The organism is Solibaculum mannosilyticum (genome assembly GCF_015140235.1).
GTDB classification, from domain to species: Bacteria; Bacillota; Clostridia; order Oscillospirales; family Acutalibacteraceae; genus Solibaculum; species Solibaculum mannosilyticum.
This window is the reverse complement of record NZ_AP023321.1, coordinates 2,469,088-2,488,716: the sequence shown is the minus strand read 5'-3', so window position 1 is coordinate 2,488,716 and position 19,629 is coordinate 2,469,088. Positions and strand designations below refer to the sequence as shown.

Annotated in this window: 16 protein-coding genes; 14 read left to right on the top strand and 2 right to left on the bottom strand. The window is 55.0% G+C overall.

All coding sequences use genetic code 11. The features are described from left to right. The first annotated feature begins 1 nt into the window (after position 1). From C12CBH8_RS11535 to C12CBH8_RS11480, 12 genes are all read left to right on the top strand, one after another. Complete coding sequence (locus C12CBH8_RS11535) at positions 2 to 886, top strand: YidC/Oxa1 family membrane protein insertase (protein ID WP_090265547.1); 885 nt, start codon at positions 2 to 4, stop codon at positions 884 to 886. A 54-nt stretch (positions 887 to 940) separates the two neighbouring features. After that, positions 941 to 1,759 (top strand): RNA-binding cell elongation regulator Jag/EloR, encoded by an 819-nt coding sequence (gene jag, locus C12CBH8_RS11530; RefSeq protein ID WP_215533276.1) that lies wholly within the window; start codon positions 941 to 943, stop codon positions 1,757 to 1,759. A 227-nt stretch (positions 1,760 to 1,986) separates the two neighbouring features. Then, positions 1,987 to 3,351, top strand: a complete 1,365-nt coding sequence (gene mnmE, locus C12CBH8_RS11525) for a tRNA uridine-5-carboxymethylaminomethyl(34) synthesis GTPase MnmE (RefSeq protein ID WP_215533275.1) — start codon at positions 1,987 to 1,989, stop codon at positions 3,349 to 3,351. Between the two features lie 48 nt (positions 3,352 to 3,399). After that, the gene (locus C12CBH8_RS11520) at positions 3,400 to 3,942 is read left to right on the top strand and encodes a GNAT family N-acetyltransferase (RefSeq protein WP_215533274.1); all 543 of its coding nucleotides are present in this window, start codon (positions 3,400 to 3,402) and stop codon (positions 3,940 to 3,942) included. 18 nt (positions 3,943 to 3,960) lie between these two features. Continuing rightward, a complete protein-coding gene (mnmG, locus tag C12CBH8_RS11515) occupies positions 3,961 to 5,841 on the top strand; it encodes a tRNA uridine-5-carboxymethylaminomethyl(34) synthesis enzyme MnmG (protein WP_215533273.1) in 1,881 nt (626 codons plus the stop codon). A gap of 57 nt (positions 5,842 to 5,898) precedes the next feature. Beyond that, a complete protein-coding gene (locus tag C12CBH8_RS11510; RefSeq protein ID WP_099322885.1) occupies positions 5,899 to 6,126 on the top strand; it encodes a hypothetical protein in 228 nt (75 codons plus the stop codon). A 39-nt stretch (positions 6,127 to 6,165) separates the two neighbouring features. Beyond that, complete coding sequence (gene rsmG / locus C12CBH8_RS11505) at positions 6,166 to 6,879, top strand: 16S rRNA (guanine(527)-N(7))-methyltransferase RsmG (RefSeq protein WP_215533272.1); 714 nt, start codon at positions 6,166 to 6,168, stop codon at positions 6,877 to 6,879. A gap of 175 nt (positions 6,880 to 7,054) precedes the next feature. Next, positions 7,055 to 7,876: a ParB/RepB/Spo0J family partition protein gene (locus tag C12CBH8_RS11500; protein ID WP_099322883.1), complete on the top strand. Its 822-nt coding sequence runs from the start codon at positions 7,055 to 7,057 to the stop codon at positions 7,874 to 7,876. A gap of 291 nt (positions 7,877 to 8,167) precedes the next feature. Next, complete coding sequence (locus C12CBH8_RS11495; RefSeq protein ID WP_090265533.1) at positions 8,168 to 8,938, top strand: ParA family protein; 771 nt, start codon at positions 8,168 to 8,170, stop codon at positions 8,936 to 8,938. A gap of 5 nt (positions 8,939 to 8,943) precedes the next feature. Beyond that, positions 8,944 to 9,825, top strand: coding sequence for a ParB/RepB/Spo0J family partition protein (locus C12CBH8_RS11490; protein WP_090265531.1), 882 nt, complete (start codon positions 8,944 to 8,946; stop codon positions 9,823 to 9,825). A gap of 42 nt (positions 9,826 to 9,867) precedes the next feature. Further along, a complete protein-coding gene (serS, locus tag C12CBH8_RS11485) occupies positions 9,868 to 11,139 on the top strand; it encodes a serine--tRNA ligase (RefSeq protein WP_090265529.1) in 1,272 nt (423 codons plus the stop codon). A gap of 99 nt (positions 11,140 to 11,238) precedes the next feature. Next, entirely contained in the window at positions 11,239 to 11,994 is a 756-nt protein-coding gene (locus C12CBH8_RS11480) for an acyl-[acyl-carrier-protein] thioesterase (RefSeq protein WP_215533271.1), read from the top strand. A gap of 192 nt (positions 11,995 to 12,186) precedes the next feature. On the opposite strand, the gene C12CBH8_RS11475 is transcribed toward C12CBH8_RS11480, so the two are convergent. Further along, positions 12,187 to 13,575 carry a hemolysin family protein gene (locus C12CBH8_RS11475; protein WP_246441575.1) on the bottom strand — a complete coding sequence of 463 codons (1,389 nt, stop codon included), beginning with the start codon at positions 13,573 to 13,575 and terminating at the stop codon, positions 12,187 to 12,189. A gap of 551 nt (positions 13,576 to 14,126) precedes the next feature. Here C12CBH8_RS11475 and nifJ point away from each other — a divergent pair. Then, entirely contained in the window at positions 14,127 to 17,693 is a 3,567-nt protein-coding gene (gene nifJ / locus C12CBH8_RS11470) for a pyruvate:ferredoxin (flavodoxin) oxidoreductase (protein WP_090265526.1), read from the top strand. Between the two features lie 100 nt (positions 17,694 to 17,793). Continuing rightward, entirely contained in the window at positions 17,794 to 18,174 is a 381-nt protein-coding gene (crcB, locus tag C12CBH8_RS11465; protein ID WP_090265524.1) for a fluoride efflux transporter CrcB, read from the top strand. A 76-nt stretch (positions 18,175 to 18,250) separates the two neighbouring features. Here crcB and C12CBH8_RS11460 read toward each other — a convergent pair whose 3' ends face one another. Beyond that, positions 18,251 to 19,516: an ATP-binding protein gene (locus tag C12CBH8_RS11460; protein ID WP_090265522.1), complete on the bottom strand. Its 1,266-nt coding sequence runs from the start codon at positions 19,514 to 19,516 to the stop codon at positions 18,251 to 18,253. Positions 19,517 to 19,629: the final 113 nt, after the last annotated feature.

Sequence of the window (19,629 nt, the reverse complement as noted above, 5' to 3'; positions counted from 1 at the left end):
ATTGCAGTTTATTGAGTCCATATTCTCCACCCCGCTGGGATTTGTCATGCGCTGGTTCTTCGAATTGGTGGGCAATTTCCCGGTTGCGCTGATTTTATTCACTCTTCTAAGCCGTATTATCCTGCTGCCCCTCACCATCAAGCAGCAGCGGACCAGCGCCAAAACAGCCTTGCTGCAGCCAAAGATCAAGGCGATTCAGGAAAAGTATAAAAACAATAAGCAGAAACAGTCGGAGGAGATTAACCGGCTGTACAGCCAGGAGAAGGTCAATCCCATGGGAGGATGCCTCCCGCTGATCATTCAGATGGTCATTATGTACGGCCTGATCTTCGTTATTTATAAACCGCTGACCTACATTTTGCGCGTGCCGACCGATATCATCAGCCAGGCGGCCAGCGCGATCCAGACCACCGGCATGTACTCGGAGATCGAGATTGTGCACCAGGCGGCCAACGCCATTGGGGCGGTGCCGGAGCTCGCAAATTACGGCATTGAGAGCCTCAACTTTAACTTATTTGGGATCCTTGACCTTTCAGCTACCCCAGCCATTGGAGAACCCAGCCTGTTGTGGAGTATCCCGATTGCATCGGGCGTATTCCAAATTATGAGTATCCGCGTCAACAACTACTTCCAGAAGAAGAACGGCATGCCGGTGATGAAGAGTGCGCTGATGAACTGGGTAATGCCGCTGATGTTTGTATGGATCGCCTTCTCGGTGCCGGCAGGCGTCGGATTCTACTGGGCCTGCGGCTCGCTGATCGCGGTATTCCAATCCATCTTTATGTCTACAGTGTACAGCCCTGCCCGTATCAATGCACGGTCGGAGTATCGGCACGCCAAGAAGCGGCTTGAGAATGAAGCAAAAAGAAAAATTTCGCGCGGATAAGACAAAGCGGCTTTCCTCATTCCCGCGATTTCAATTTATGGAGGTGTATGATCGGTGAAAGAAGCCATCGGGACAGGCGCAACCGTCGATGCGGCGCTGGATGCGGCTTGTCAGGCAATTGGGCTTGGCCGGGACCAAGTGGAATTTGAGATCCTGGAGATGCCTGTAAAAAAGACATTTGGTCTGTTCGGCGGCGCGCCGGCGAAGGTGCGCGTGTTTGTGGAGGATTCCCCGTCGCAAAAAGCGCTTGCTTATTTACAAGGATTGTTTGGTGCCATCGGCATCCAGCAGCCGGAAGCCACTGTTGAGGAGGGCGAAGGCTGCGCTACCATCACATTGGACGGCGAGGATGTAGGATTCCTCATCGGCCGGCGAGGGGAGACATTGGATGCCCTCCAGTATCTGGCCGGACTGGTGGCCAACCGGGGGACGGAACAATATTACCGCATCACCCTCAATTCTGGAAACTATCGGGAAAAGCGGGAAAAGACGCTGTCCTCGTTGGCTCGGAGGATGGCTATTTCCGCCGTCCGTACCGGCCGTAAGACGTCTTTAGAACCTATGAACCCCTACGAACGCCGTATTATTCATACGGCTGTGCAGGCTGTGAGAGGGGCTACTTCCTGGAGCGAAGGGGAAGAACCCAACCGTCATGTGGTCATCGGCCCGGATAAAACGGTAAAACCCCAGGCAAATGGAGGCCGTCCGCCCAGACGAGGCGGAGGTCAGCGCCGCGGAGGCCGTCCTTCGGGAGACCGTCGTCCAGCAGCTCCAGCACCGTCGCCCAGCAAGGAGCCTCAAAAGGTCAAACCGGAAGTGCCGCTTTACGGTAAAATTGATCCCAAGAATTACTCGGGATCGGACGACCAATAAAGAGCCGCATCCCCTTGAACCAGTGACTGCAAAGGAGCCTTTGGCTATACGCCAGAGGTTCCTTTTTTGTGAGCTGGAAGGGGAAGAAAAATGCCTGGTCTAGCCAAAGCGGGGGAGATAGGGTATAATAAAGTAGATTCCGCATTTTTCAGGTTTGGTTTTTTACTGTTGCATTTTTCAAATATAAAGAGAAGCTATTTTCATCGGATGAGGAGGAAATCATCACTATGTCAACCACCATCGCTGCCATCGCTACCCCTCAGGGAGCAGGGGGGATCGGCATTGTCCGGATCTCCGGCCCAAAGTCACAGGAAGTGGCCGACCGGATCTTCCGATCCCCGGGAAATAGGAGGATCCGAGACACTGCCGGATACCAGGCGCTTTACGGTCACATTTATGAGGGGGATACCCTGGTAGATGAGGCCATTGCATTGGTATTCCGGGCCCCGCGCAGCTATACGGGGGAAGATGTGGTGGAACTTTCCTGTCACGGCGGTATGTACGTTTTAGGACGGGTGCTGTCGGCAGCATTGTCGGCCGGAGCGGTAGCCGCTGCCCCAGGGGAGTTTACAAAACGGGCGTTTCTCAATGGGAAACTGTCCCTGACGCAGGCGGAATCGGTGATGGACATCATCGGGGCCCAGGGACGTCAGGCAGCAACGGCGGCCTTGGCGGCCAGAGAAGGCGTATTGGGACGGCGCATCCAGGATGTGACCGACAGTCTGGTGGAACTGGCCGCCCATTTATCGGCTTATATCGATTATCCAGAGGACGATATCCCGGAACTCCAGGAGGTACAATTAGTAGGATCCTTATCGGATGCACACAGACGGTTGGACGATCTGCTTGCCACCTATGATGCCGGCAAGATCCTGCGGGAAGGTGTGGATACTGTGATTGTCGGACGTCCCAATGTGGGGAAGTCCACACTGATGAATGTGCTGTCCGGGGTGGAACGGTCCATTGTGACCCACATTCCCGGCACCACCCGGGATGTGGTGGAAGAAACCGTACGGCTGGGAGATGTGGTGCTTCGACTGGCCGATACCGCCGGACTGCATGAGACCGATGATCCTGTGGAAGCCATTGGAGTGGAAAAAGCCCGCGGCCGTCTGGAGACGGCGGGATTGGTGCTGGCGGTATTTGATGCCTCCCAAAATCTGGAAGAAGAAGATAGGTGTCTTCTGAAAAAATTGGATGGACGTCCAGCCGTGGCGGTCATCAATAAAACCGATCTAACCCCTTGCATCGACGAGGCCTTTGTTCGTCGTCATGTACCCTACGTGGTGACCATCTCCGCTAAGCAGGAAATGGGAATGGAACAATTAAGAGAAGCGGTGTGCGATGTCCTGGGCGCCGGGTCGTGGGATCCGTCGGCCGGTATGCTGGCCAATGAGCGCCAGCGGGACTGTGTGCGTCGGGCCGGAGAAGCGGTGCAGGAGGCTCTGGATACCACCCAGATGGGCATGACCTACGACGCGGTATCGGTATCGGTAGAGGGGGCCATCGATGCGCTTCTGGAGCTCACGGGAGAACGGGCCACTGAAGCGGTGGTGGATCAAGTATTTGCCCGGTTTTGTGTGGGAAAATAAACGATAGATATATTTTGTATCTATCCCTTATAAAAAGGAGGAATTACAATGGCTTTGACTAAAGTAAGACTCAAGGAAATTTATCCTTTTTTGCGTAGAGATTTTCCAACTGTAGAACGTCCGCCCCGGCATATCTTTTACAGTCGAGTTAAAAAAGGGCTCTGGGAATGCACTGCCCTCAAGGCAGAGGACGGCACCATCCAGGCCTATGCCGTCACAGTGGCGGGGGATGTAGCGGTGGTGTTATATTTGGCGGTCAATCCCGCTATCCGGAGCCAAGGCATTGGAGGCAAGATGATCGGCCTTCTGAAGGAACGATATGGCGATGGCCTCCTGGTAGAAGTGGAAAAGGTGGAGGAGACGGACAACGCCTTCCAGCAGTGTCAGCGTCAGCGTCGAATCGATTTTTACAAACGGCACGGATTTGAGATTTTACCGGTGGAGTATTGGTTGTTTGGCATCGGGATGCATCTGATGTTCTGCGGGGAGAATCCCCCTGCATCGGGCGAGATCGAAGGCATCATGTGCCGTGCTTACGGGGTGCGTCCTGGATCCAAGGGAGCGAGATGCTGTAGATGCATTGCAAAATAATGGGGAAGGTGTGTTTGAATGCAGGAGTATGACGCAGGCCGATATGATGTAGCGGTGGTGGGAGCAGGCCATGCCGGCATCGAGGCGGGACTTGCCTCGGCGCGGCTGGGATGCAGTACGTGTGTCTTTACCATCAATATGGACTGGGTGGGCAATATGCCATGTAATCCTTCCATCGGCGGGACGGCCAAGGGACATCTGGTCCGGGAGATCGACGCCCTGGGGGGTGAGATGGGAAAGGCGGCGGACGCCTGCTTTCTGCAAAGCCGTATGCTCAACCGGGGAAAGGGACCGGCCGTCCACAGCCTGCGTGCCCAGATCGATCGTCGGGAGTACGCCGGCTGGATGAAACACCGGCTGGAGACCACGCCTAATCTGGATCTAAAGCAGGCGGAGCTGATTGATCTGCGCCGTTTGGACGACGGCAATTGGCAGGTGATCACACGTCTGGGAGCCGTTTATACCTGCCGGGCGGTCATCATCGCCACAGGTACGTTCTTGGGAGGCCGCATCTTTGTGGGAGAAGCCTCCTGGGAGGGAGGGCCGGACGGCATGTTCCCAGCCAAAGAGCTCAGCGTAGCCCTCAAACGGCTGGGCGTATCCCTGCGCCGGTTTAAGACGGGGACGCCGGCCCGCGTCCATCGGGCCAGTGTAGACCTGGATCAGATGGAGGCCCAGCCGGGGGAGGATCCGGTGGTACCCTTCTCCTTTGAGACCGAACATCCCGGACCCAACCGTGTACTGTGTCACATCACCTGGACCAATGAGCAGACCAAGCAGGTTATTTTGGACAATCTCCATCGATCCCCCTTGTACGGCGGCAAGATCGAGGGGATCGGCCCCCGGTACTGCCCCTCCATTGAGGATAAGATCGTCCGGTTTGCGGGCAAACCCCGCCATCAGATTTTTGTGGAGCCCTGCGGCCTCAATACCGAGGAGCTTTATCTGCAAGGCATGTCGTCCTCGCTGCCGGAGGAGGTGCAGCTGAAGTTCCTGCGCACCGTCAAGGGACTGGAACACGTTAAGATCATGCGCACCGCTTACGCCATCGAATACGACTGTGTGGATCCTCTTCAGCTGCGTCCCACTCTGGAGTTTCTGGATTTCCCCGGACTGTACGGTGCCGGACAGTTCAACGGTTCCTCCGGCTATGAGGAAGCGGCCGCCCAGGGATTGGTGGCCGGCGTCAACGCCGCCCTCAAGCTTCAGGGACGTCCTCCCATGGTGCTGGACCGCGCCAGCTCCTACATAGGGACCCTCATCGACGATCTGGTGACAAAGGGATGCTCTGACCCTTACCGCATGATGACCTCCCGGTCGGAATACCGGCTGGTGCTGCGGCAGGACAACGCCGATCAGCGTCTCACACCGGTGGGCCGCCAGGTGGGGCTTATCTCCGACGCCCGTTGGCAGAGGTTCCAAGAGAAGCAGGCCCGCAGGGAGCAGGAGCTGAAACGCATCCGAAGCACCGTCATTCCTCCCACCAAAAAGGTCAATGATTTGCTTGTTTCACATGAAACATCCCCGCTTGTGACAGGCGTACATTTGGACGATCTTTTGAAACGTCCCCAGCTCAACTATGAGGTTCTGAAACCGGTGGATACCACCCGTCCCGACGATCTTCCCTTAGACGTGCAGGAATTGTGCCAGGTGGAGGTCAAGTATGAGGGGTACATCCGTCGTCAGCAGAGCCAGATCGACGAGATGCGGCGTCTGGAATGCAAGCTTTTCCCCGAGGATATGGACTACACCGCCATTGCAGGGTTGCGTCTGGAGGCCCAGGAAAAGCTGGGGAAGATCCGTCCCCGATCGGTGGGACAAGCGTCCCGCATCTCAGGGGTATCCCCGGCCGATATCTCGGTGCTGCTTATTTGGCTGGAACAGCACAGCCGTGCATGATAGAGGCACACTTGGGGCACACTAATCCCAACAAAAACCAATTGGAGGGATTTGCCCATGATCGCACGAATTTTACATTTTGACGGTTCCTATAACCCCCAGCAGATGGAACATGCCCGCAGCGCTTTGCAGGATCTCAGTGCCGTGACGGAAGCCCATTGTGTTTCCGACGGGGTGCAGGTATCCTGCGGCAACCGGCTGCCGGTGGAGGTGCTCAAAGATACCGCCGCCCGGGCAGGATGTCCCGTTTCTTCGGTGGAGAACTGCAAAGGAAATGGATTCTAAAGGGGAAAGGGCCGTCTGACCGCAAGGAGAAGGACAAAGATGCAACATTGGCAGAGCATTTTGCAGAGGGATGCGGAGGAATGGGGGATTTCCCTGGATGCCGTTCAAATGGACCGGTTTGACCGGTACCTGACGCTGCTTCTGGACTGGAACACCCGTATGAACCTGACGGCCATCAAAGAGCCGGAAGAGGTGGCTGTCCGCCACTTTGCCGACAGCCTCACTCTGCTGGGCAGCCTGGACATCCCTGAGGGAGGGAGGCTCATCGATGTGGGCACCGGCGCGGGGTTTCCCGGGGTGCCGGCCAAGATCATGCGTCCGGACATCGATCTGACGCTCTTGGACAGCCTGCAAAAACGTCTCAACTTCCTGGGAGAACTGCTCCATACATTGGGACTGGATGCCCATCGGCTGCATGCCCGCGCCGAGGAGGGGGGACGTTCGGCCGGATTGCGGGAGCAGTTTGACGTGGCCACCGCCCGCGCCGTGGCATCCCTGCCGGCGCTGTGTGAGTATTGCCTTCCCTTTGTAAAGGTGGGAGGGGTGTTCGCCGCCATGAAGGGGCCTGGGGCATCGGAGGAGCTGGAACAGTCCCGCAATGCCTTGGAGATGCTGGGGGGACAGGTGGAAAGACTCAAGGAGTTTCGATTGTCCGATGGGAGCACACGTGTGGTGGTGATCATCAAAAAGATATCGCACACTCCCCCAAAATACCCCCGTATGGGCACTAAAATCGCAAAATCCCCCTTATAATTTGTCGCAATTTGGTGGGACATCTCGAAAATTGAAGATGGAATTAACTGGAAATTCTGGTGAACTTGTGGTATTCTATAGATGGACAAGCTCACCGGAATTTTTTCTTACACCGGGATTCATTTGGGAGCAAAGGAGTTTGTCGATTTCCCCTCCAGAGAAGAAGGTGAACGTCATGTTTGAGCGCAAAGAAGGGCTGCAAAGCAAGGTGCGGCGGTTGGACGTCACAAGCATCCAGCCCAATCCATGGCAGCCGCGTCAGACCTTCCAGCAAGCCGAACTGGAAGAATTGGCCCAGTCCATTGCGGAAAATGGAATTTTACAACCGTTGACCGTCCGGCATATCGCCGGGAAGTGGCAGCTCATCGCCGGGGAACGGCGGCTGCGTGCCGCCCAGATGGCCGGGTTAAAACAGGTACCCTGTGTGGAGCTGATGGTGGACGACGAAAAGGCGGCGGTGCTTGCGCTGCTGGAGAATCTCCAGCGACAGGACTTAAACTTCTTTGAAGAGGCCGAGGCCATCGCCCAGCTCATGGAGGAGTGGGAGATCACCCAGGAATGTGCCGCAGCCCGGTTGGGGAAATCCCAGTCGGCCCTGGCCAACAAGATTCGCCTGCTGCGTCTGCCACCCATGGAACGCAAGCGTATCCTGGATGCCGGTCTGACCGAACGTCATGCCCGCGCCCTGCTGCGTCTGCGGGATCCAGGGGAGAGGGAACAGGTGCTGACCAAGGTCATCCGCAACCATCTCAACGTGGCCGACACCGAACGTCTCATTGCCAGACTGCTGGAGCCTGCCAAACAGGTCCAGAGTGTGACGCCCATTGTCAAGGACGTCCGGCTGTTTTTTAACACCGTATCCCATGCCGTGGACACCATGCGCAAATCGGGTATTGACGCCGAAGCCGAAAAACAGGAAACCGAACAGTACATCGAGTACATTGTTCGCATCCCAAAGGATCGGGCGACGGTGCGCAGCTTTGGGAAAGTGGTTTAACATTGTTTCATGTGAAACCTTTTATTTTTGGTATTAAAGGGTTTCCCCCAAACCCTTTAATTACATAAAACTTCATCCTCACACCCGGGAAAGCCGCTCTGATCATTCAGGGCGGCTTTTTCGTGGTCAAAAACGGATTTTTTTGTTTCACATGAAACTTTTAGGGACTCAACACTTTTTTTCACAAGATGCTTGTGCTATAATGAAAAACAGCGTTTAATATATATTTTAATATGTATTATTGTAAGCTCTCGATACAAAGTTACAATTACCAAAGGAGGAAGGGACTTTTTGGGTAAGATTATCGCCATTGCCAATCAGAAGGGCGGCGTGGGCAAAACTACAAGCGCCGTCAACCTAGCCGCCGCCTTGGGAGCCAAGGGACGCCGTGTCCTGTTGGTGGATACCGATCCCCAGGGCAATTCCACCAGCGGTATGGGCATCAACAAACGAACCGTCAAGGTCTCATCCTACGATTTGCTCATCGGGGAGGCCAAGGCCAGCGATATTATCGTCAAATCCGACTACCAAAATGTAGACGTATTGCCCTGCAATATCTCTCTGGCCGGCGCGGAGATCGAACTGGTGGATATGGATCACCGGGAATCCCGTCTGCGGATGGGACTGGCTCCCGTGGTGGATCAGTACGACTACATCTTTGTGGATTGCCCACCCTCGCTGGGCATCATCACCCTTAACGCTTTATGCGCCGCCGATACCTTGATGGTTCCCATCCAATGTGAATTTTACGCGCTGGAGGGGCTCAGTCAGCTGATGTCCACCGTCCGCCAGGTCAAGCGGCTTTACAACAGCCGATTGGACATCGAAGGGGTACTGCTCACCATGTACGACGGCCGCCTTAACCTGACCCAGCAGGTGGTGGAGGAGGTCAAACGATATTTCCCCCGCAAGGTGTACGCCACCGTCATTCCCCGCAACGTGCGTCTTTCCGAGGCGCCCAGCTACGGGCAGCCGGTGCTTTATTTTGACAAAAGCTCCAAAGGTGCCGACGCTTACAACAAGCTGGCCGATGAAGTGGAGTTTAACAACGGAAGAAGGTGAATCCCATGGCATCCAAAAAGAGAGGGCTGGGCAAGGGCCTGGACGCCCTGTTTATGGACAATGCCGCAGAAGATCAGGGTGCGGTACAGCTTCGTCTGGACGACATTGAGCCCAACCGGGATCAGCCCAGGCGCACCTTTGACGAGGAAGCCTTGGCGGAGCTAGCTGATTCCATCTCACAGCACGGTGTCATCCAACCGCTTTTGGTGCGTCCTATGGCGGGAGGAGGCTATCAGCTGGTGGCGGGGGAACGCCGGTGGCGGGCTTCCCGTATGGCGGGGCTCACCGAGGTGCCGGTGGTCATCCGGGAGATGAGCGACGCCGAGATGATGGAGATCGCCATGGTGGAGAACCTCCAGCGGGAGGATTTAAACGCCATCGAAGAAGCCGAAGGATACCGCATGCTGATGGAGCGGTGTAATCTCACCCAGGAGGAAGCGGCGAAACGGGTGGGGAAATCCCGTCCGGCCGTGGCTAATGCCGTGCGGCTTCTCAATCTGCCCGACAATGTCCAGCAGTACGTCAAGGACGGAAAATTGTCGGCAGGGCATGCCCGCACCCTGTTGGGATTTGAGGATACGGCCGATCTACAGGATGCCGCCCAGCTGGTGGTGGAAAAAGGACTGTCGGTCCGGGAACTGGAACGTCTGGCCAAAAAGTCCCGGCAGACGTCGTCGGCTAAACCGGCGGGAGATGGGTCCATGACCGGACGAGCTTCCCTTTACGACGAGGTGGAATTGTCCCTCACCGAGCATTTGGGACGTCGGGTTAAGGTACACGCCGGCGCCGTCAAGGGGAGCCTGGAGATTGAGTTTTACAGCCAGGACGACTTGCAGGAACTGGCCAATGCCATCGGCGGTATGCCGTCGGATGCATTGCGCAACTAAGAGTAACAATACATTTCAAAAGAACCAGGAGGAAGAATTGGTATGTTGGATATTAAAGTAGTGCGCGCCCAGCCGGACAAGGTCAAGGCCGCCATGAAGGCCCGCAACAAGGATATGGACGATTTGATCGATCAGGTGCTGGACATCGATGTCCAGCGCCGTGAGATCACCGCCAAGGCCGAATCCATGAAGGCGCAGCAGAATTTAACCTCCAAAAAGATCCCCCAGATCAAAAAAGAGGGGGGAGATGTGTCGGTCATCATGGCGGAGATGAAGCAGCTGGCCGACCAGGTCAAGGCCTACAACGCCCAGTTGAGCGAATTGGAGCAGAAGCAGCGGGATATTATGCTCAGCCTGCCCAACGTGCCCAATGAGAGCGTCCCCGTTGGCAAAGATGATACGGAAAATCAGGAGATCCGCCGCTGGGGCGAGCCGCGCCAGTGGGATTTTGATCCCAAAGCCCATTGGGATATCGGCGCTGATCTGGGCATCCTGGATCCGGAAACCGCCGCCAAGGTCACCGGCGCCCGGTTCCATTTCTACAAAGGACTGGGCGCCCGTCTGGAGCGGTCCATCATCAGCTTTTTCCTCAATACCCATACCGAACACGGATATACGGAAGTCCTGCCCCCCTATATGGTCAACCGCGCATCCATGACAGGAACCGGCCAGCTCCCCAAGTTTGAGGAGGACGCCTTTAAAGTTTCCAATATGGATTATTTTCTCATTCCTACGGCGGAAGTCCCTGTGACCAACATGCACCGGGATGAGATTCTGGACGGCACAAAGCTACCCATCAATTATTGTGCCTATTCGGCCTGCTTCCGTGCAGAGGCCGGTTCGGCCGGGCGGGACACCAGAGGCCTTATCCGCCAGCATCAGTTCAACAAGGTGGAGCTTGTTAAGTTTGCCCATCCCGACCACTCCTACGAGGAGCTGGAGAAATTGACAAACGATGCGGAACGCGTCCTACAGCTTCTGGGTCTGCCGTACCGTGTGGTGGCTTTGTCCACCGGTGATTTGGGCTTTAGCTCGGCCAAGACCTACGATATCGAGGTCTGGATGCCGTCCTACAACCGCTATGTGGAGATCTCGTCCTGCTCCAACTTTGAGGATTTCCAGGCACGGCGCGCGTCCATCCGGTTTAAGATGGACGTCAAGGACAAGGCCCAGCTGGTGCACACCCTCAACGGTTCCGGCGTGGCGGTGGGACGCACGGTGGCCGCCATTCTGGAGAACTACCAGAATGCCGACGGTACCGTCACCGTTCCGGAAGTACTTCGTCCCTTCATGGGCGTAGACGTCATCGGCTGATGATCGGATGAAAGTAAAAGGGACGGCTCCAGGGCCGTCCCTTTGCATCCTTTTATGACCTTCTGGAAATCAAAACTTCGACGAAAAGAGGGATCTTATTTGTCTGACCTAAATGGAACCTTTCCGAAAAGTTATACTTGGCCCATCCGCGTCACCTCGTTTGACGCTGACAGCAGACGCCGTCTGAAACTGTCGGCCATCCTGCGCTATCAGCAGGAGGCGGGGGAGTTGCAGCTGCGCAGCGGAGGCCTCCCTTATGAACGCCTCTATGACGACGGCATTATTTTCGTCACCAGCCGCAGCCGGGTGCGCATCAAACGGTGGCCTCTCATGGCGGAGGAACTCAATCTGACCACCTGGCATCGGGAAAACCGGGGCGTTCAATTTTATCGGTCTTACCAATTTGCCGATGGGTCGGGGCAAAATGTCATCGAGGCGACCACCTGTTTTGTCATCATCGACCCGGTGACCCATCGATTGCAGCGGCCAAAAGTATTTGACCGGTATGGCATCACTATCCAGCCCACCCGTGTCCCTGATGTGAAGGATCCGGAGAAAATCATTGTGCCGACCGATCTGCCCCATGTGGACAGCCGCGTCATCCGGTACAGCGATGTGGATTACAACGGCCATCTCAACAACACCATCTACGCCGATCTTCTGGGGGACTATCTGCCCGGCGGCATGGAACATCAGACTATCTCGGAATTTTCCATCAATTTTACCGGCGAAGCGCTGGAGGGAGAAGCCCTGGATATCCGCGCCGGTATGGCGGGGGATCGGGCGGTTGTCACCGGCGTAGGACACAAGGGTCCTTGCTTTGAGGCGGAAGCGCTCTTTGTCCAGGATCAATAAAGATACCGTTATAAAGAGGCAAAAGAAAAGGACTGTGGTTTTATTTCCACAGTCCTTTTTGTACCAGCGTTTCAATGCTTTGTGCGAAGCATTTTTGATACGCCTCAAAATTACGACGGCCCAGAGCCTTATGATCCTAAGCGCCGGCCCGGCAGAGCGGGCTGATGCGCATAAAAAATAGCTGCCATGCGGCTATTTTTTATTACTTGAAACGTCTTGTCCTGTTTGAACGTCGGGCAGCTTTTCTACATGGATCTTGCCGATGCGCCGTTCCCCCACCGATTGAACGGTGAAACGATATCCCTCAAATTCCACACTGGGATGGGATCCGCTTTCCGGGACATAGCCAAGCTCTTCCAACAGCATACCGCCCAAGGTATCGTAATCCCCTTCGGGCAACTGAATGCCCAAAAGTTCCGAAACCTCGTCCACCTCAGTGGTGCCGTCCATAGTGAAGGTGGTGTCGCCCAGCTGGACCACTTCTTCTTCGTCCTCGTCGTATTCATCTTGGATGTTGCCCACGATGGATTCCAGCAGATCCTCCATGGTGACCAGACCGGCCGTGCCGCCGTATTCATCCACCACAATGGCCATCTGGATTTTCTGACGCCGAAGCTCGTCAAACAGCTCAGAACATTTTTTACTTTCCGGTACAAACAATGTTTTGCGCATCACCTTGGTCAAAGGAAAATCGTCCGGAAGATTCTCGGTGACGTAGGGGAGAAAGTCCTTGATGTAGCATACCCCCAGCACATCGTCCAGATCCTCCCGATAGATGGGGATGCGGGAATACCCCTTCTGGATAGCGATGCCCAAAAGCTTGCTCACCGAATCGTGTTCTTCCACCGCTTCCATCTCGGTGCGATGGGTCATGATCTCGTCGACCGTGATGTCATCAAACTCAAAGATGTTGTTGATCATCTCGCTGGTGTTCTCTTCAATGAGCCCCTTTTCCTCGCCCACATCCACCATCATCCGGATTTCCTCCTCGGTGGCGCGATGAGTTTCTGCGTGGGGATCGCATCCAAACATGCGGACGACGCCGTTGGCACAGTGGGATAGAAACCAAATGAGCGGCTTAAACAGGACGGTTACCGCCCGCAGGATGCCGGCCGACCGGTAGGCGATGGATTCCGGCCTTTGCATGGCGATGCGTTTTGGAGCCATCTCACCAAAGACAATGGACAGAAAGGCCAAAAGGAGAGTGACCACCACCGTACACACCACAGCGATAACCGAAAGCGGCGCTTGGATGTGAGGCGCCAATACCACGGCGATGCGGTCGGCGATGGAGGTGGCGGCCACGGCAGCGATGAGGAAGCTGGAAAGCGTCACCCCCACCTGGATGGTGGAAAGGAAGGAGGAAGGCGCCTGTGTCAATTTTAGAAGGATACGTGCTTTTTTATGTCCTTCCTCGGCATCCCGCTTGAGCTTGCCATCGTTGAGGGAGATAATAGCCATCTCTGACGCGGAAAAAAAGGCGTTGATACAGATGAGCAATACCAAAATGACGATCTGGGCCACAAGGCCGCTGGTAGAACCGTTCACCATCAACAAGTTGGGACTTCCGTCCGGATCCATGATTGTTCCCCTTTCGGATGGGAAAATTGGGATTCCCATCGTTTTGTTAAAATAACGCGCACAAAGCGCAAACATCCAAAGATTGTTTCCTTTCATTATAATCAAGAGAACTTTGCTTTGTCAAGCGAGGGGAGAGGCGGTATCAGACCTCTTTGAGGAGTGCCATACGACAAAATAAAAGGAAATCGGGAAAGCAAGGATTTGTATTTTTTTGCGGTTGCAGACGTTTTGTTTCGTATGATGGGTTTTCATTTGCACATACTAAAAGGAAGGTGTTTCCTGTGCAATCATCCAAAGAAAAGGCGGCATTTCCTACAAAATTAGAAGGATTTTTAAAAGGGTTGTAGCAAGTGGCAACAGATGAAAAAGGGGGATTTTTAAAAGAAAAAAGGAAAAAATACCGGTTTTTTGGAGGATTACTCCTTTACAGGAAAGGATAAAAATGATAGACTTTTGAGTAGGGTATCAAAGGGATTTTTGTGCCCAGATTTAGAGGTTCACCGTTATTACCAATCAATCTCTATATACACAAAGGGAGGAACTGTTTCATTATGGCAAGAAAAATGAAAACGATGGATGGTAACAACGCCGCTGCGCATGTATCCTATGCGTTTACCGACGTAGCCGCCATCTACCCCATCACTCCTTCGTCCGTTATGGCCGAGGAAACCGACAAATGGGCTGCCGGTGGCAAGAAAAACCTGTTTGGTCAAGAAGTCAAAGTGGTTGAGATGCAGTCGGAAGCCGGCGCGGCCGGTGCTGTTCACGGCTCCCTGTCCGCAGGCGCCCTGACCACCACCTACACCGCTTCCCAAGGTTTGCTGCTCATGATCCCCAACATGTATAAGATGGCCGGCGAATTGCTGCCCAGCGTTATCCATGTTTCGGCTCGTGCCGTCAGCTCCCACGCACTTTCCATTTTTGGCGACCATTCCGATATTTATGCCTGCCGCCAGACTGGTTATGCCATGCTGTGCGCCTCCAACCCGCAGGAAGTTATGGATCTGGGCGCTGTGGCCCACCTGTCGGCCATCAAGGGCCGCGTTCCCTTCCTGCATTTCTTCGACGGCTTCCGCACCTCTCATGAGATCCAGAAGATCGAAGTGTGGGATGACAAGGATCTGGCCGATATGCTGGATTGGGATGCTGTCAATGAGTTCCGCCGCCGTTCCCTCAACCCGGAACATCCTGTGCTGCGCGGTACCGCTCAGAACCCCGACATTTTCTTCCAGGCTCGCGAGGCCTGTAACCCCTACTATGACGCCATTGTGGGCGTGACCGAAGAATACATGCAGAAGGTCAATGCCAAGATCGGCACCGACTATCAGCTGTTCAACTACTACGGTGCCGCCGATGCAGAGCATGTCATCGTAGCCATGGGCTCTGTATGCGACACCATTGAGGAAACCATCGACTATTTGAATGCCCACGGCGAAAAGACCGGCCTCATCAAGGTCCGTCTGTACCGCCCCTTCTCGGCAAAGCACCTGCTTTCCGCTCTGCCTGAGACCGTTAAGAAGATCAGCGTCCTCGACCGCACCAAGGAGCCCGGCTCCATCGGCGAACCGCTGTATCTGGATGTCGTAGCCGCTCTGTCCGGCTCCAAGTTTGAAGGCATCCCGGTTTACACCGGCCGTTATGGCTTGGGTTCCAAGGACACTCCTCCCAGCCAGATCATCGCTGTCTACCGCAACATGGAGGCTGCCGAGCCCAAGAAGCGTTTCACCCTGGGCATCGTGGACGATGTGACCAACCTGTCCCTGGACGCCAAAGAGAAGCCCAACACCATCCCGGAAGGCACTCATTCTTGTAAGTTCTGGGGCCTGGGTGCGGACGGCACCGTCGGCGCCAACAAGAACTCCATCAAGATCATCGGCGACAACACCGACATGTACGCCCAGGGCTATTTTGCTTACGACTCCAAGAAGTCGGGCGGCGTCACCATGTCCCACCTGCGCTTCGGCAAGCAGAAGATCCGTTCCACCTACTTTATCACCAGCGCCGACTTCGTGGCCTGCCACAACCCCTCTTATGTAGATAAGTACGAGATGGTGGAAGAGGTCAAGCCCGGCGGAAGCTTCCTGCTCAACTGCAGCTGGCAGGGCGAGGAGCTGGATGAGCATCTTCCCGCTTCCATGAAGCGCTATATGGCTCAGAACAACATCAATTTCTATACCATCGACGCTACCCACATCGCCAAGGAATTGGGCATGGGCGGCCGCGTCAACACCATCCTTCAGGCTGCCTTCTTTAAGATCACCGAAATCCTGCCCGTGGACGAGGCTGTCCGCCTGATGAAGGAAGCCGCCACCAAGTCCTACGGCCGCAAAGGTGAGAAGATCGTCGCCATGAACCACGCCGCTATTGAGCGCGGTGTAGACGGCGTCGTCAAGGTGGAAGTACCCGCTTCCTGGGCTGACGCTGCCGACGTTGTGGAAGAGAAGGTTGTGGAAGGCGACCGTCCGGAACTGGTCAGCTTCGTCAAGAACATCCTCAATCCCATCAACGCACAGCAGGGCGACAAACTGCCGGTTTCGGCCTTTAAAGACGCTGCCGACGGCACCTTCCCCCAGGGTTCCGCTGCTTATGAGAAGCGCGGCATCGCTGTGGACGTTCCCTGCTGGATGCCTGAGAACTGCATCCAGTGTAACTTCTGCTCCTATGTTTGCCCCCATGCCGTCATCCGTCCGGCCGTTATGACCGCCGATGAGCTTGAGAAAGCTCCTCAGGTCATCAAGGACAAGGCTGTGGACATGACCGGTATGCCCGGCTATAAATTTGCCATGACCGTCTCCACCTTGGACTGCACCGGCTGTGGTTCCTGCGCCACCGTCTGCCCCGGCAAGAAGGGTGAGAAGGCTCTGGTCATGAAGCCCATCGAGACCCAGATGCCCGGCCAGGAAGGCTTCAACTACGGCCGTACTTTGGATATTAAACCCGAAGTTTCCGCTAAATTTAAGGATACCATGGTCAAGGGCAGCCAGTTTAAGCAGCCCCTGCTCGAGTTCTCCGGCGCCTGCGCAGGCTGCGGTGAGACTCCTTATGCCAAGCTTGCAACCCAGCTGTTCGGCGACAAGATGTATATCGCTAATGCTACCGGCTGTTCTTCCATCTGGGGCGGTTCTGCACCCTCCACTCCTTATACTGTCAACAAGGATGGCCATGGTCCTGCCTGGTCCAACTCCCTGTTTGAAGATAATGCTGAGTACGGCTATGGTATGGCCATCGCTCAGGAAGCCATCCGCGACCGTTTGATGAGCTATGTCAAGGGCGTGGCTGAGAAGGCCGACGGCGAGCTGAAAGCCGCTGCCGAGCAGTGGATCGCCACCAGCGATGACACCGCTGCCAATGGTCCTGCCGCTGATGCCCTGCGTGCTGCTCTTAACAATGTGACCGGCGAAGGCGAGGTGGCTGATCTGGCTAAGATGATTTTGGCTGACGCCGACTATCTGGCCAAGAAGTCCACCTGGATCCTGGGCGGCGACGGCTGGGCTTACGACATCGGCTTTGGCGGTTTGGATCACGTCATTGCTTCGGGCCGTGACGTCAACATCCTGATCTTTGACACCGAGGTCTACTCCAACACCGGCGGCCAGGCTTCCAAGTCCACCCCCACCGGTTCTGTTGCCCAGTTTGCTGCAGCCGGTAAGGTTACCAAGAAGAAGGATCTGGCCGGTATCGCCATGACCTATGGTTACGTTTACGTGGCTCAGGTTGCGATGGGCGCCGACATGAACCAGTGCCTCAAGGCTTTCCATGAAGCTGAGAGCTATCATGGTCCCTCCATCATCATCTGCTATGCTCCCTGTATCAACCACGGCATCAAGGGCGGCATGGGTGTTGCTCAGCTGGAGGAGAAGAAGGCTGTCCAGGCCGGTTACTGGAACCTGTTCCGTTACGATCCCAGACTGGCAGACGAAGGTAAGAATCCCTTCACCTTGGATTCCAAGGCTCCTACCGCCAGCTATCGTGACTTCATTCTCAGCGAGGTCCGTTACAGCAGCTTGACCCGCGCCTTCCCGGAGCGTGCTGAGAAGCTGTTTGATAAGGCTGAGAAAGATGCTGCTGATCGTTATGATCATCTGCTGCGTCTCTCCAAATTGTACGATCAGGAGTAATTATTACGAATTGTAATTGATTCCCTGAAAAAAGCCCCCGGTTCCAGCCTGGAAACCGGGGGCTTTTGTATGATCTTATTGGGAAAGGGGAGATCAAGTGATGCTTTTTAACTGCTTCATGGTGGGACTGGGGGGATGTATAGGAGCGATAGCCCGGTACTTGTTGGGGCAAATCCCACTGGGACAATCCGGATTCCCGTGGATGACGCTGCTCATCAATGTTGCAGGAGCTGTGGTGATCGGAGCCGTCACCCAGATAGCGGGACAGACTGGACTGATTTCGGACCATATATTGCTGTTTGTCAAGACTGGGTTGTGTGGAGGATTTACCACGTTCTCTACCTTTTCCTTGGAAACCGTCACGCTTTTGGAGGAGGGGAACCAGCTACAGGCTACAGCTTATATAGGGTTCAGTGTGGCGCTGTGTCTGCTGGGAGTATGGGCTGGGAAACTATTGATACGAAACCTGCTTCCAGCGTAAAAAGAAGTCCTTCTGTCGCCTGCTTGGAAAGCATGACAGAGGGATTTCTTTTTGCATATAAGGGGAAAGAGAAGATTTAATCCAAAGGCAAACCGCGTTTTAGACGGCTTTCGGCCATAGCGATAAACTGACGTGCCGCCCGGGGAGAACGTCCGCCACGTTCCAATGCCCAACGTTCGGCATGGAGATCGAGTTCAGCGGGATCCACATCCAGACTGCGATCAGCGGCCAGGGCGTGGATGATATCCAGGTACTGGCGTTTATCCGGGGAGGAGAAGGTGATGGAGAGGCCGAACCGGTCGGAAAGGGACAAGGTTTCCTGTAATGTATCGGCCAGATGTAGCTCATCGCCCTCCCGGCTTTGGAAGGTCTCCCGGATGAGATGACGGCGGTTGGAAGTGGCGTAGATCAAGGTATTGGCCGGACGTGCCGCCAATCCGCCCTCCAGTACGGCTTTGAGAGCGGCATAGGTGCTGTCGTTTTCGTTAAAGGAGAGGTCGTCGATAAAGATGATAAACTTAAGCGGTACCGGTGCAATCAACTGGGTCAGATGGGGGAAGTCACTGAGCGATTCCCGAGGGCATTCGATCATGCGCAATCCCTGGGGATAGAGCTGATTTAAGATGGCCTTGACCGTAGAGGATTTGCCGGTACCCCGGTCGCCATGGAGGAGGATGTTGTTGGCGGGGAGATTATCCAGAAAAGCCAGGGTGTTGTCCAGTACCATTTGACGGGGCGTCTCATATCCTTTCAGATCACTGAGCCTGACGGGATCGGGATAGGGGATGGGTTCCAGTTTGCATTGGCGCCATACGAAGGCGCGATACCGGGCGTAGATGCCGCAGCCGTGACGGCGGTGGAATTCGATGACCGATTGAAGACGTTGTGTTCCTGATTGGGACAGCGTGGACGGCAACTGCCCAAATTTCCACCGTGGCAGGCTGTTGGCCACAGCCGACTCCAGCATGCTGTGGCTGCAAAAGTCGGCCAGGAGATCCTCCGGAGAGGTAGCGGCGGCATCCATCAGGACGTCCAGATCCCGGGAAGCCGCCTCTACGACTTCAGGCGGAAGATCATCCAGTTTTCCCCGGACGGCCGAACGGCTCAATACATTCTCGTCGTACAATGCGGCGTCCCCGATGCAGGCGCCCACATTGCTGGTCATACCCTTTTTGGCCAAAGCCATAAAATAATCGCTCCAGGCCGATACAAAGGAAAAGGCATCGTCTTCCAAAGACGACTGCAACAGACGGTGCAGAGAAGATACTACTGTGCGCCGCATGACGCCTCGATATACCGATAGGGAAGAAAGGGCTAATGCCCGTTCTCGTGTGGAACTCATACCAAAAACCTCCGATCAATCAATGAGGTATATTACTCTTTGTATTATAAGATTATTTAATAATAATTAGTAGAATAAAAGGCCTGCTAGACCTCTGATTCTTAGCAAAAGAT